A 13155-nucleotide genomic window follows, 5' to 3' on the forward strand; every position below is an offset into this window, starting at 1 on the left:
ACACACGCCTCACCATACGTGCCCCGTAACACCCCACCACCCGACGGCTGTGGGTACTAGTACGCAGACTGCCGCGCCGAACGAGGGTTGACTACCCAGCGTGAAATCCACTCCGCTGTTAACACTGCTCGGCGGCGTCACGCTCGGCGCGGTGGTGCTCGCGCTCAGCGTGCACGCCACCGGTGGGAACGACGAGCCACCAGTCCCGGCCGCCGCCCCCACCGCCACCGCCGTCGCGGGAGCATCCGCCGCACCATCGCCATCCCCGACCCAAACACCCATCGACGCCACCTGGGCAGGACGACTGACCGCCGGCACACTCGCGATCTCGGTACAAGACGGCGTCGCGGTGGCCTACCTGTGCGACGGTGCTGCGATCGAGGCGTGGCTTCAGGGCACCGCCGCGGGCGGACGACTCGACCTGGCTGGCCGTGCCGGCGAGACGCTCAGCGGCACGTACGGCGAGGGACGGGCCAGCGGCCAAATCAAGATCGACGACCAGGTCCTACCGTTCACCCTGACAGCGGTCACGGCGCCGTCCGGGCTCTACCGGGCCACCGCGACGGTGCGCGGCGCGCAGGTCGACGGCGGGTGGATCGTGCTCGCCGACGGCACCCAGGTCGGCCTGGTCACTGTGGACGGCGTCGCTCAACCCGCGCCACCGCTGGACACCGCCGCCGGCCGGGTCACCGTCGACGGCGATGTGCTCACCCCGACCCGCCCCAGGGAGTTGTCGTGACCATCCCCAACGAGACTACGACGAACCACACCGCCGACGAGGGCGCGGGGCGCACTGCCGGCACCCGCCAGCTGACGCTGCTCGGTGTCCCGTTCCTGATCGGTGCCACGGTCGCGGTGACCCTCGGGGTCTACGGCAGTCTGCACGAGCCAACCGGTGTCGCGGTGAACGTGGGCGGCTTCTCCAGCCCACAGACAGTCAAGGTATGGCTGGCCACCGGCGTGGCCGTGCTCGCGGTTACTCAGCTGCTGTCCGCGCTGTCGATGTGGGGCAAACTCGGCACACTGACTCCCAGTTGGGCCGCACCCGTACATCGTTGGTCCGGACGACTGGCGTTCCTGCTCGCTGTCCCCGTGGCGATCCACTGCCTGTACGCGCTCGGCTTCGCCACCTACGACATGCGCGTCGTGGCGCACGGGCTGCTCGGCTGCTTCTTCTTCGGCGCCTTCACGGTCAAGATGCTCGCCCTACCGAAGCCTGGCCTGCCTGGTTGGATCCTGCCGGTGCTGGGCGGCACCGTGTTCACCGCCCTGATCGCACTGTGGTTGACGTCGTCGTTCTGGTACTTCACCACGATCGGAGTCACGCTGTGAACGAATCGAGGACGGCCGCCGGCAGGCCCGGTGGCGAATCGGCCGACAACACCCGGCCGGCAACCGAGGTCGGTCGCGAGGTGCACCGCCCCGACGGCCTGGGCCCAGAAGTGACCACCTGTCCCGACCTACTCGACGGTCAGGACCGCGGGCGACCAGGAGGATGCGCATCGCGGCGACGGTGGCTGGCCGGGGTGGGCGCGACCGGGGCGGTCATCCTGAGCGGTTGTGCCACCTACGGCAACTCCGCGCCGGCCACGAACAGCGGCGGGAACACCGGTGGTGGTGACGGCACCGCAGCGGCCGGCGACGCGCAGGACGCACCCAGCGGCGGGCAGGCGCTGGCACAGGCAGCCGAAGTCCCGGTCGGCGGCGGCATGATCCTCGCCGACGCCGGCGTGGTCATCACCCAACCGCAGGAGGGCACGTTCAAGGGGTTCTCGGCGACCTGTACGCACCAGGGCTGCACCGTGGCCGAGGTGTCCGACGGGACGATCAACTGTCCTTGCCACGGCAGCAGGTTCTCGGTGGCCGACGGCTCCGTGGTGGGCGGGCCAGCTCCGCGCAGCCTCGACCCACGTGACCTCGTCGTCGAGGGCAGCGACATTCGCCTGGCCTGATGAGCTGCGCACTGCGGACTGTGCTCCTCTAGCACGGAATCAGGCCATATGTCTGCTCTTTTCGGGACGCCTGATTCGTCGGCCGGATAGCCCCGAGCCGATCCGGACGGGCCAACCCGGGGCAGACCCGGTCCACCGTGATGATGATCACGGTGGACCGACTCTCCCCTCACCGAAGGGTAGAGTTCGATCCCGGTCGTCGAGGTGCGGCTGCTGGCCCCTCACGGTCCCTACCGGGCAAGGCCGCCCGGATCAGCACCGGGTTTCCCAACCCAAAATGTTTGTATACGAAATTCGGCACGTCCCGAGTAGGACGTGCCGATCTGTGTGCGCCCCATGCACACCCGAGTGGAAACGGCCGTATGTCTTCTGAGCTGCCCGCGGTCACCCGGCCGCGCCTGTCCCGCCCGTCCTGGCTGACACCGAGGGTTCTTCGTACCGAGGTGCTCGCCGGTCTGGTCGTCGCCCTGGCGCTGGTTCCCGAGGCGATCAGCTTCTCGATCCTCGCCGGGGTGGACCCCCGCGTCGGGCTGTTCGCCTCCTTCACCATGGCGGTCGTCATCGCGATCTGCGGCGGCCGACCGGCGATGATCTCCGCAGCGACCGGGGCGATCGCTCTGGTCGTGGCACCGCTGGCGAAGGAGCACGGCCTGGACTACCTGATCGCCGCGGTCATCCTCGGCGGCATCATCCAGGTGCTACTGGCCCTACTCGGGGTCGCGAAACTGATGCGGTTCATCCCCCGCAGCGTGATGGTCGGCTTCGTCAACGCGTTGGCCATCCTCATCTTCTCCGCCCAGGTGCCGTACCTGCTCGGGGTGCCGTGGCTGGTCTACCCGCTGGTCGGCCTGGCCCTGGCGATCATGATCGGGCTACCCCGGATCACCCGGGCCGTACCCGCCCCGCTGGTGACGATCATCGTCCTGACCGGGATCACCGTCACCGCCAGCATCGCCGTACCGACCGTCGGCGACCAGGGTGAGCTGCCCAACAGCCTGCCCACCCTCGGGCTGCCGCAGATCCCGTGGACCGCCGACACCCTGGCCCTGATCGCTCCGTACGCCCTCGGCGTCGCGCTGGTCGGGCTGATGGAGTCGCTGATGACCGCCAAGCTGGTGGACGACATCACCGACACCCACTCCAACAAGACCCGCGAGTCCTGGGGTCAGGGCGTCGCCAACATCGTCACCGGCTTCTTCGGCGGCATGGGTGGCTGCGCGATGATCGGCCAAACGATGATCAACGTCAAGGCGTCCGGCGCGCGGACCCGGCTGTCGACCTTCCTCTCCGGCGTGTTCCTGCTCATCCTGGTGGTCAGCCTGGGTGACGTGGTCGCCGCGATCCCGATGGCGGGCCTGGTCGCTGTAATGATCATTGTCTCGGTCTCGACGTTCGACTGGCACTCGGTGGCCCCGGCCACGCTGAAGCGGATGCCCTGGGGCGAGACGCTCGTCATGGTCGCCACCGTCGCCACGACCCTGGTCACCCACAACCTGGCAATCGGCGTGGTCATCGGCGTCCTCACCGCCATGGTGATCTTCGCCAACCGGGTCGCACACCTGGTGGAGGTCACCAGCGTGCTGGACCCCGACGGCGGGAGCCGCATCTACTCGGTGCACGGCGAGTTGTTCTTCGCCGCCAGCAACGATCTGGTCTACCAGTTCGACTACGCCAACGACCCGCAGCACGTGGTCATCGACATGACCCACGCCCACGTCTGGGACGCCTCGTCGGTCGCGGCCCTGGACGCGATCACCACGAAGTACGCCGCTCGCGGTAAGACCGTGGAGATCATCGAGCTGAACCAGCCCAGTGCCGCCATCCACGGCAACCTGGCCGGCAACCTCGGCGGGGGCCACTGATGCCCGGCTCGGTGCCCGGTGGTCCCGCACCCGGGGCCGCCGGGCGCCCGGCCGGCGCCGGTCCGCTGATGCGAATCGGCGCGGTGGCCGAGCGGGTCGGGCTGAGCATTCGCACCATCCGGCACTACGAGGACGCCGGACTGATCATCCCGTCGGCACGCAGCGAGGGCGGTTTCCGCCTCTACACCGACGCCGACCTGGAGCGTCTCGCGGTGGTCAAACGAATGAAACCGCTCGGGTTCAGCCTCGACGAGATGCGGGCGCTGCTCGCCGTCCTGGACGCCCTGGTCACTGCCGGTGCCGCCGACCGGCCCGCCCTGCTTGACCGGCTCGGCCTCTTCCACACCGTCGCTGCCACCCGGGTGGAGACGCTACGCGAACAGCTCCGCACCGCGGAGGGCTTCGCCAGTGCCCTGCGCCACCAGCTCGACCAACATCGGGCCCACCACTGACCCGGGGTAGGTCGGACCGGACGGAGCCGACCCGTTCGGCCGCGGTGGCGCTGCTGGTCAGGACTTGCGGGCAACCCCGCAGTAGCCGTCCACAACCTTCGGCGAGCCGTTCTGCGGCCGCCAGTGCCCCAGCGGCACGACACCCGGCTCGACCAGGTCAAGGCCGTCGAAGAAGGCGGTGAAGTCGGCGACCTCGCGCAGGTGGTACGGCGCCGCACCGCTCTCGTTGTACTGCCGATGGGACTCGATCACCCGTTCACTGGTGGCCGTGCCATCGGACATCGCCAGGAAGCTGCCCGCCGGCAGGAACGAGACCAGAGCGCGTACGGCGTCCCGGGCCTGGGCGGGATCCCCGACGTGGCCCATGACCCCCAGCATCATCAAGCCGACCGGCTCGCTGAAGTCCAGTGTCGCCCGGGCCTCGCGGATGACCCGCTCGGAATCGTGCAGGTCGGCATCGAGGTACTGGGTGGCGCCCGCCGGGTCGCTGGTCAGCAGCACCCGGGCGTGTGCGAGAACCATCGGGTCGTTGTCGAGATAGACCACGCGGGCCTGCGGTGCGATCCGCTGGGCGACCTGATGGGTATTGTCGGCGGTCGGCAGGCCGGTGCCGACATCGAGGAACTGGCGGATCCCCGCCTCGGCGGCGAGATAGGTCACCGCCTCGCGCAGGAACACCCGGGAGTAGCGAGCGGCCTCGACGATCTCCGGGAAGATCGCGCGAACCTGGTCCCCGGCCGCCCGGTCCGACGCGAAGTTGTCCTTACCGCCCAACCAGTAGTTCCACACCCGCGCCGAGTGCGGCACCGACACGTCCAAGGTGGAGGGGGCGGCTCCGGTCCGCCGCGGGGCGGTCCGCTGCTCGGCCTGGTTCTGCGACACGCCAACCCCCGGTTTCCGCTACGCCAACGGTCACGCCGTAGCGTAGCGGCACCGTGCCCCTTCCGTGGTCCCGTGAATCCGGTGGCCCGGATTCACGGGACCACGGAAGAGCTGCCCAGCGGCAAGAAGGTCGAGAAACGGCGGTGCGGTGGCGCCGGTGTGTTACCGGCGCCACCGCACAGGTCCTACGAAACGATGTGTCAGCTCTGCGGCAGCCAGGCCTCAACCTTGTCCTGGTTGGCCTCGACCCACTTCTCGGCCGCCTCCTCCGGCGACATGTTGTCCTGGGCGATGTACCGGGCCACCAGGTTCTGGTCCTCGTTGGTCCAGTTGAAGTTGTCGACCAGCTGGTAGGCGGGGCCGTTGGCGTCGGCGAACGACTTGCTCACGATCTTGTCGAGGTCGTACACCGGGTAGTCGCAGGCGACCTTCTCCGGGTCGGCGTCGCAGCCCTCCTGGTACTCGGGCAGGTCCACCTTCACCAGTTCGACCTCGGAGAGGAACCACTGCGGGTCGTAGAAGTAGCCGAGCACCGGCTCTTTCTTCTCCTCGGCCTGACGGAACGCCTGGATCAGGGCCGGCTCGCTGCCCGCGTAGACCACCTTGTAGTCCAGCCCCAGGTTCTTGACCAGGGCTTCGTCGTTGGTGACGAAGGACGGGTCACCGTCGAGCAGCTGTCCCTTGCCGCCGGACTCCGTGGTCTCGAAGAGGGAGGCGTACTCGTTCAGGTTGTTCCAGTCGGTGATGTCGGGGTACTCCTCGGCCATCCATGGCGGCACGTACCAGCCGATGACCCCCTCCACACCGGTCGAACCGGCGCTCACCGCGGTCTTCTGATCCTCGATGTACTTCTGCTTGAGGTCGTCGTGGCCCCAGTTCTCCACGACCGCGTCCACCTCGCCGGTGCCGAAGCCCTGCCAGGCGAGCTCCTCCTTGAGGTCCTTCTTGACGACCTTGCAGCCGAGTTCGGTCTCGGCGACGTGGGCGAGGACGGCCGCGTTCGCCTCGTACCCGACCCAGGGGTTGATCGCGATGGTGAAGGTGCCGCAGTCACCCGAGTCGGCGGCATCCGTCGACTCGATCTTGGAACCACCACACGCGGTGAGCGTGAGAGCCGCCACCGTGGACAGCGAGACGCCCGCCAGGACCCTCTTATTGACAATGGATCTCATTTACTGCCACCCTCCCAAGGTGTTGTTCGTCGGTCAACTCCGATTCCGCGGTCCCGGCGAACCGGAACGGCGGATGAGTCACGTCTGGTTGCCACTGGGAGCACGCTCCGACCGCTGCGCGGCGGCCCGCACGATCCGGTCCAGCATGATCCCGAGTACGACGATCGCGGCGCCCGCCGCCAGGCCCTTGCCGTAGAGCTGCCCCTGCGAGAAACCGGCGACGACCTCGTAGCCGAGCGCACCGGCCCCGACCAGGCCACCGATAACCACCATCGACAGCACGTAGATGAGCCCCTGGTTGGTGGCGAGCAGCAACGACTGCCGCGCCATCGGCAGCTGGACCTTCGTGATGGTCTGCCAGGTGTTGGAGCCCGCTGCGGTAGCCGCCTCCACCGTCGACTCCGGAATGGCACGCACCCCGTCCGCAACGATCTTGATAGCCACCGGCGCGGCGTAGACGACACCGGCGACGATCGCGCTGAAGCGGCTCACCGAGAAGAGGGCGACGACCGGGATCAGGTAGACGAAGGCCGGCATGGTCTGCCCGGCGTCCAGGACCGGCCGGATGACCCGATCGGCCCGGTTACTCCGCCCCATCCACACGCCGACGACCACACCCAGCGTCACCACCAACAGCGTCGCCACCAGCGTCATGGCCAGCGTGACCATGCTGGCGTTCCAGAGCCCACTACCGACCAGCAGCCCCACACAGACCGCGGCGACGGCGGTGGCCCGCAGGTTGCCGACCAGCGCGGCGAGCAGCACGATCACCGCGCCCACCAACCACCAGGGCGACTCGGCCAGCAGCGCCTCCAACGGGTTGAGCAACGCGATGGTCACGCCGTCCTTCACCGCCGCGGTCAGATCCGCGAGGTGGTGCTGCGCCCAGGTCGTCACCGTGGTGGCCCCCTGCGACAGATACTCGCCGAGCTGGCCGCCCTCCGGGAACTCGGAGGCCCACAGGTAGGTGTAGGACAGGTACGAGCAGACCGCGGCGACCAGCCCGAACCCGGCCAGGAGCAGCCGGCGGATCCGGGGATCGACCTCACCGCCCCCCTGCTCGGCGCGGACACTGGCCGCCGTCGTGACCCGGTCCAGGACGATGGCCATCACCACGATCGCCACCCCCGCGTTGAACGCGGTACCGACGTCGGTGGTCTGCAGGGCCTTGATCACCGGCTTACCGAGGCCGGGAGCGTCGATCAGGGCCGCGACGGTCACCATCGCCAACGCCGCCATGATCGTCTGGTTGACGCCGAGCACGATCGTCCGCTTCGACAGCGGCAGGAGCGCCTTGGTCAACCGCTGCCGCCGGGTCGCCCCGAACGAGTCGGTGGCTTCCACCGGCGGTCCGGGCACGGAACGGATCCCGTGCGCGGTGATCCGGATCGCCGGCGGCATGGCGTAGATCAGCGTCGCGATCGTGGCGGAGGCCGGGCCGATCAGGAAGACCAGGGTCAGCGGCGCGAGGTAGACGAAGGTCGGCATCGTCTGCATGAGGTCCAACACCGGAGTGATCAAACGGTGGAACCGATCCGACACCCCGGCCAGAATGCCCAGCGGAATGCCGAACAACAGCGACACGAAGACCGCCACCAACGTCAGCGCCAGCGTGTCCATGCTCTCCTGCCACAGCCCCTGCAGGCCGAAGAGAATGAACCCGCCCGCGGCGAGCAGCGCCACCCGCCAGTTGGCGAACACCCAGGAGACGTAGGAGACGAGCGCGACCACACCCAGCCACCCGAGCACCGGCACCGGCCGCCCGTACGCCGGTTGCGCGATGAGCCCCTGGACAAAGGTCACCAACGCGTCCATCACCACGCGGATCTCGTTGAAGAAGTACAGGAAGAGCGGGTTGCTGTTCCGGCTGACGCCGACCGAGTCGTTGACGTCGTTGAGCCAGTGGTGCAGCTCGGTCAGCGTGGCCCGGGGCAGCTCCAACATGTCCTGGCCGCGCAGCAGGGTCCAGGCGACGAGCCAGAGCACGAGGATGCCCACCACCGCGAGCGGCTTGGTGATTCGTCGACGTGGGGTGGTCCGCGTTGACGCGCCGGTCATGGTCGTGGTGGCCATCAGGCGCCCGCCTGATTGCCGGCGACGATGTCGAGGACCTCCTCATGGCCGACCACGCCCAGCAGTTTCCCGTTCTCGACGACCCGCACCGGCCGGTCGGCGGCGAGCACCGTACGGACCGCGTCCCGCACGATCATCCCCGGACCCAGTTCGGGGCCGTCCAGCTGATCGGCGTCCCGGGACGGACGCATGATCCACCGCAGGGTGAGGACGTCGGCGCGGGGCACGTCCTGGACGAAGTCGCGCACGTAGTCGTCGGCCGGCGCACCGACCAGTTCGTCCCCGGTCCCGGCCTGCACCACGTTGCCGTCGCGCATGAGCAGAATCCGGTCGCCGAGCTTGAGCGCCTCGGAGAGGTCGTGCGTGATGAAGACCATCGTCTTGCCGACCTGACGGTGCAGCCGGATGACCTCGTTCTGCATGTCGCGGCGGATCAGCGGGTCCAGCGCGGAGAACGGCTCGTCGAAGAAGAGCACGTCCGGGTCACCGGCCAACGCCCGCGCCAACCCGACCCGCTGCTGCATCCCGCCGGAGAGCTGGTCCGGGTACGCGTTCTCGTAGCCGTCGAGGCCCACCAGGTCGATGACCTCGGTCGCCCGGCGGATCCGCTCGGCGCGGCCGGCGCCCCTGATCTCCAAGCCATACCCGACGTTGTCGACCACCGTGCGGTACGGCAGGAGACCGAAGTGCTGGAAGACCATCGAGAACTTCCGGCGCCGAAGCTCCCGCAGCCGCCTCTTGTCGGCACGCAGGATGTCCTCGCCCTCGAAGACCACCTCCCCCGCGGTCGGCTCGATCAGCCGGGTCAGACAACGCACCAGCGTGGACTTGCCGGAGCCGGAGAGCCCCATCACGACGAAGACCTCACCGGGCGCGACGTCGAACGACACCTCCCGTACCGCGGCGGTGCACCGGGCCCGCTCCCGTAGCTCCCGCCGGGACAGCCCCGCGAGCTCGGCCGAGCCGGGCACCCGCTCCGCGTTCGGGCCGAACACCTTCCACAGGTTCCGGACCGAGATCACCGGAGTCTGGGCTTCATTGACCTGCCCGCGCGGCTCAACCGCCGTATCCGTGCTCATGCGACCCACCCCGCCCGGTCGTTACTCCGCGACCTCGACACGCCCGTGCAGCACCGGGGTACGCACGCGGGGATGGGCCCGCCGGGACGGCGGTGATAGTCGGTGGGGACAGACATGGCTGACTCGTCTCTTTCCTCGGGCGACGGTTACGGGACGGCGTGGGGGCGCTAGCCGCGGAACCAGTGCTGCGGACGGGGATCGGTGTTCTGCCAGATGTGCTTCATTTCCCGGTACTCGTTGAGCCCGGTCGGGCCCAGCTCGCGGCCGTTGCCGGACTGCCGGAAGCCGCCCCACTCCGCCTTGGGTACGTACGGGTGGTAGTCGTTGATCCAGACCGTGCCGTGCCTCAGCCGCTGCGCGACGCGCTGGGCACGGCTGGCGTCGCTGGTCCAGACCGCGCCGGCAAGGCCGTAGTGGGTGTCGTTGGCGATGCGCACCGCCTCGTCCTCGTCGGTGAAGGTCTCGACGGTGAGGACCGGGCCGAAGGACTCCTCGCGGACCACGGACATGTCCCCACGACAGCCGTCAAGCACCGTCGGTAGGTAGTAGAAGCCGTTGGCGAGACGATCCTCGTCGGGGCGACGGCCGCCACAGCGCAGCACCGCACCCTCGGCGACTCCGGCCGCAACATACGACTCCACCTTGGACAGGTGGGCGGCGGAGATCAGTGGGCCGGTCTCCGCCTCGGTGTCGAAGGGCCCACCGAGACGAATCCGACGGGCGCGATCCACGACCGCGTCCACGAAGGCGTCGTGGATGGACTCCTCGACCACGAGCCGGGTACCGGCCGAGCAGACCTGACCCGAGTGCAGGAACACCGCGGTGAGCGCGAAGTCCACGGCGGCGTCGAAGTCGGCGTCGGCGAAGACGACGTTCGGGTTCTTGCCGCCGAGCTCGAGCGTCACCCGCTTCACCGTCGCCGCGGCCGCCGCCATCAGGCCGCGCCCGGTCTGCAGGCCCCCGGTGAACGAGACCAAGTCCACGTCCGGGTGCTCGGCCAGCGGCGCGCCGACCTCGGCACCGGCGCCGAGGACCAGGTTGGCCACGCCCGGCGGCAGCCCGGCCTCGTCCAGCAGCCGCATCAGCAGGATCGCGGTCGAGGGGGTCAGCTCGCTGGGCTTGAGGACGAAGGTGTTTCCGGCGGCGAGCGCCGGGGCGACCTTCCACGAGGTCTGCAGCAACGGGTAGTTCCAGGGCGTGATCAGCCCGCAGACACCGATCGGCTCGTACTCGACCCGGCTGATCGCGTCACTGCGCCCGGTGTCCACGACGCGTCCGCCGTCGGTGTCGGCGAGGCCCGCGTAGTACCGGAAGCAGGCGGTCACGTCGTCGATGTCGTACTCGCTCTCCACCAGCCGTTTACCGGTGTCGAGCGACTCCGCGCGGGCGAACTCCTGCTTGTCGCGCTGGAGGAGGTCGGCGACCCGGTGCAGCAGCGCACCGCGTTCGCCGGCCGGGGTGCGCGGCCACGGCCACGGCCCCTCGTCGAACGCCTTCCGAGCCGCGCGGATCGCCGCGACCGTGTCGTCCCGGGTCCCCTCGGCGACGGTGACCACCGGGGTGCCGTCGGCCGGGCAGCGGATCTCCCGGTGCCCGCCGGCTACCGAATCCCGCCACTCTCCATCGATGTAGAGGTCCTTCACGCGCAACTCCCCGATGCACTCGTCGAGTGATTCCCTGGCCCAGCTCTGCCTTCGCGACCCGGCATCATGCCACCGCCGACGAACCGCGGTCGTGCCGGTAGTAGTCGAGCGGCGACGGCGCCAGCGGCGTGTTGCCCAGGATGAGGTCCGCCGCCTTCTCGGCGACCATCATCACCGGGGCGTAGATGTTGCCGTTGGTGACGTAGGGCATCACCGAGGCGTCCACCACCCGCAGCCCGGTTACCCCGTGCACCGACATGTCGGTGGGGTTCACCACCGACATGTCGTCGGTCCCCATCTTGGCCGTGCAGGACGGGTGCAGCGCGGTCTCCCCCTCGCGGGCGACCCAGTCGAGGATCTCCTCGTCGGTCTGCACCTCGGGCCCGGGAGAGATCTCACCACCGCTGAACGGCGCCAACGCCGGCTGGCCGAGGATGTCGCGGGTCACCCGGACCGCCTCCACCCACTCCCGCCGATCCTGCTCGGTGGAGAGGTAGTTGAACCGCAGCGCCGGGTGCACCCGAGGATCCCGATTTACGATCTTGACCGTACCGCGGGCGTCGGAGTACATCGGCCCGATGTGTACCTGGTAGCCGTGGTCCCCCGAGGGGGAAGAGCCGTCGTAGCGGACCGCGATCGGCAGGAAGTGGAACATGAGGTTCGGGTAGTCGACGGTGTCGTTGCTCCGGACGAAGCCGCCCGCCTCGAAGTGGTTGGTGGCGCCCAGGCCCGTCCGTCCGAACAGCCACTTCGCGCCGATCCACGGCGCGTACCGCCAGTTCAGGTAGGGCTGGATCGTCACTGGCTGGGTGCAGGCGTGCTGGATGTAGACCTCCAGGTGGTCCTGCAGGTTCTCACCCACGCCGGGCAGGTTCGCGACGGTGTCGATGCCCAGGCCGGCCAGTTCGTCGGCGTTACCCACGCCGGACAGCTGCAGCAACTGCGGCGTGTTGATCGCGCCGCCGCTGAGGATCACGTCGTTGGCGTACACCCGGTGCGGAGTCGTCCCCTTGCCGCGGGTGTATTCGACGCCCACGGCGCGGGTGCCCTGGAAGATGACGCGGGTGACGAACGCGCGGGTACGCACCTCGAGGTTGGGTCGCTTCATCGCCGGGCGCAGGTATGCCTGGGCCGCGGAGAACCGCCGGCCCCGACTGACGTTCCGGTCGAACGGGGCGAAACCCTCCTGCTGCGCACCGTTGACGTCGGTGGTGCGCGGATAGCCGGCCTGCTCCGCCGACGCGAGCATGGCCTGGATCACCGGATTGTCCGCGGAGCCGCGCTCCAGCACCAGCGGGCCGTCGTGGCCACGGAACGGGTCGTCCGGATCCGCCCCCAGCGCGGATTCCATCCGGTTGAAGTACGGCAGACAGTGGGCGAAGTCCCAGGTCTCCATGCCCGGGTCGGCGCCCCACCGCTCGTAGTCCAACGGGTTGCCCCGCTGGAAGATCATCCCGTTGATGCTGCTCGACCCGCCCAGCACCTTGCCCCGGGCGTGATAGATACGCCGCCCGTGCATGTGCGGCTCCGGCTCCGAGTTGTACTGCCAGTCGTAGAACCGGCTCCCGATCGGAAACGGCAGCGCCGCCGGCATGTGGATGAAGACGTCCCACGGGTAGTCAGGACGGCCCGCCTCCAGGACCAGAACCCGGTTGCCCGGATCGGCGGAGAGCCGGTCGGCGAGCGCGCTGCCGGCAGAACCGCCACCAACGATGACAAAGTCGTAACGCTGGGTTGTCACTTCCACTCACCTCACTCAACTGGTCGCGGAACCCGTGGAACCCGGGCATGACGACAGGACGAAGCGGCGACTTGATGGCATGGCGCACGTCGCTCCACAGTCGCGTCCGTCCGGTGCGTCCGCACCGGCTCCCGACCGGCCGCGCGCTCCCGACCGGTTCGGGGGTCGAACCGGATGCGTGCAGGGATGCAACCTTACCTCGCGTTTTCCGGCCCCCCCGCCGACCCGCACGCTTCCTGACCTGCCAATACGACAGAGGTCACAGGACGAGGAACACAAGATAACGTTCTGGCACCCAT

At 68.9% G+C, this 13155-nt stretch carries 11 protein-coding genes; 5 read left to right on the forward strand and 6 right to left on the reverse strand.

Annotation, left to right across the window (positions count from 1 at the left end; translation table 11 throughout):
* Positions 1-100: 100 nt before the first annotated feature.
* From H0524_RS17570 to H0524_RS17590, 5 genes are all read left to right on the forward strand, one after another.
* Complete coding sequence (locus H0524_RS17570; RefSeq protein WP_180199616.1) at positions 101-739, forward strand: hypothetical protein; 639 nt, start codon at positions 101-103, stop codon at positions 737-739.
* Positions 736-1332: a DUF6529 family protein gene (locus tag H0524_RS17575; RefSeq protein WP_180199617.1), complete on the forward strand. Its 597-nt coding sequence runs from the start codon at positions 736-738 to the stop codon at positions 1330-1332. Before H0524_RS17570 ends, H0524_RS17575 begins: the two co-directional genes overlap by 4 nt.
* Entirely contained in the window at positions 1329-1952 is a 624-nt protein-coding gene (locus H0524_RS17580; RefSeq protein ID WP_180199618.1) for a Rieske (2Fe-2S) protein, read from the forward strand. Before H0524_RS17575 ends, H0524_RS17580 begins: the two co-directional genes overlap by 4 nt.
* Positions 1953-2314: 362 nt before the next feature.
* Positions 2315-3814: a SulP family inorganic anion transporter gene (locus H0524_RS17585; protein ID WP_180199619.1), complete on the forward strand. Its 1500-nt coding sequence runs from the start codon at positions 2315-2317 to the stop codon at positions 3812-3814.
* Entirely contained in the window at positions 3814-4266 is a 453-nt protein-coding gene (locus H0524_RS17590; RefSeq protein WP_180199620.1) for a MerR family transcriptional regulator, read from the forward strand. Before H0524_RS17585 ends, H0524_RS17590 begins: the two co-directional genes overlap by 1 nt.
* A gap of 57 nt (positions 4267-4323) precedes the next feature.
* Here H0524_RS17590 and H0524_RS17595 read toward each other — a convergent pair whose 3' ends face one another.
* The 6 genes from H0524_RS17595 to betA form a co-directional block, all read right to left on the reverse strand.
* Entirely contained in the window at positions 4324-5148 is an 825-nt protein-coding gene (locus tag H0524_RS17595) for an SAM-dependent methyltransferase (protein WP_180199621.1), read from the reverse strand.
* 200 nt (positions 5149-5348) lie between these two features.
* Positions 5349-6320 carry an ABC transporter substrate-binding protein gene (locus H0524_RS17600; protein ID WP_180199622.1) on the reverse strand — a complete coding sequence of 324 codons (972 nt, stop codon included), beginning with the start codon at positions 6318-6320 and terminating at the stop codon, positions 5349-5351.
* A gap of 78 nt (positions 6321-6398) precedes the next feature.
* Positions 6399-8393: a proline/glycine betaine ABC transporter permease gene (locus H0524_RS17605; protein ID WP_180199623.1), complete on the reverse strand. Its 1995-nt coding sequence runs from the start codon at positions 8391-8393 to the stop codon at positions 6399-6401.
* Positions 8393-9472 carry a glycine betaine/L-proline ABC transporter ATP-binding protein gene (locus H0524_RS17610; RefSeq protein ID WP_018725470.1) on the reverse strand — a complete coding sequence of 360 codons (1080 nt, stop codon included), beginning with the start codon at positions 9470-9472 and terminating at the stop codon, positions 8393-8395. The genes H0524_RS17605 and H0524_RS17610 overlap by 1 nt, the downstream gene beginning before the upstream one ends.
* A 167-nt stretch (positions 9473-9639) precedes the next feature.
* A complete protein-coding gene (locus H0524_RS17615) occupies positions 9640-11115 on the reverse strand; it encodes an aldehyde dehydrogenase family protein (protein WP_180199624.1) in 1476 nt (491 codons plus the stop codon).
* 64 nt (positions 11116-11179) lie between these two features.
* Positions 11180-12856 carry a choline dehydrogenase gene (gene betA, locus H0524_RS17620; RefSeq protein WP_180199625.1) on the reverse strand — a complete coding sequence of 559 codons (1677 nt, stop codon included), beginning with the start codon at positions 12854-12856 and terminating at the stop codon, positions 11180-11182.
* Positions 12857-13155 lie beyond the last annotated feature (299 nt).

Source organism: Salinispora sp. H7-4 (genome assembly GCF_013416675.1).
Classification (GTDB): domain Bacteria; phylum Actinomycetota; class Actinomycetes; order Mycobacteriales; family Micromonosporaceae; genus Micromonospora; species Micromonospora vitiensis.

Coding starts and splice junctions, on each gene's coding strand:
- H0524_RS17590 (WP_180199620.1), top strand. CDS start 3,814: ATGCCCGGCTCGGTGCCCGGTGGTCCCGCACCCGGGGCCGCCGGGCGC.
- H0524_RS17610 (WP_018725470.1), bottom strand. CDS start 9,472: ATGAGCACGGATACGGCGGTTGAGCCGCGCGGGCAGGTCAATGAAGCC.
- H0524_RS17585 (WP_180199619.1), top strand. CDS start 2,315: ATGTCTTCTGAGCTGCCCGCGGTCACCCGGCCGCGCCTGTCCCGCCCG.
- H0524_RS17605 (WP_180199623.1), bottom strand. CDS start 8,393: ATGGCCACCACGACCATGACCGGCGCGTCAACGCGGACCACCCCACGT.
- H0524_RS17600 (WP_180199622.1), bottom strand. CDS start 6,320: ATGAGATCCATTGTCAATAAGAGGGTCCTGGCGGGCGTCTCGCTGTCC.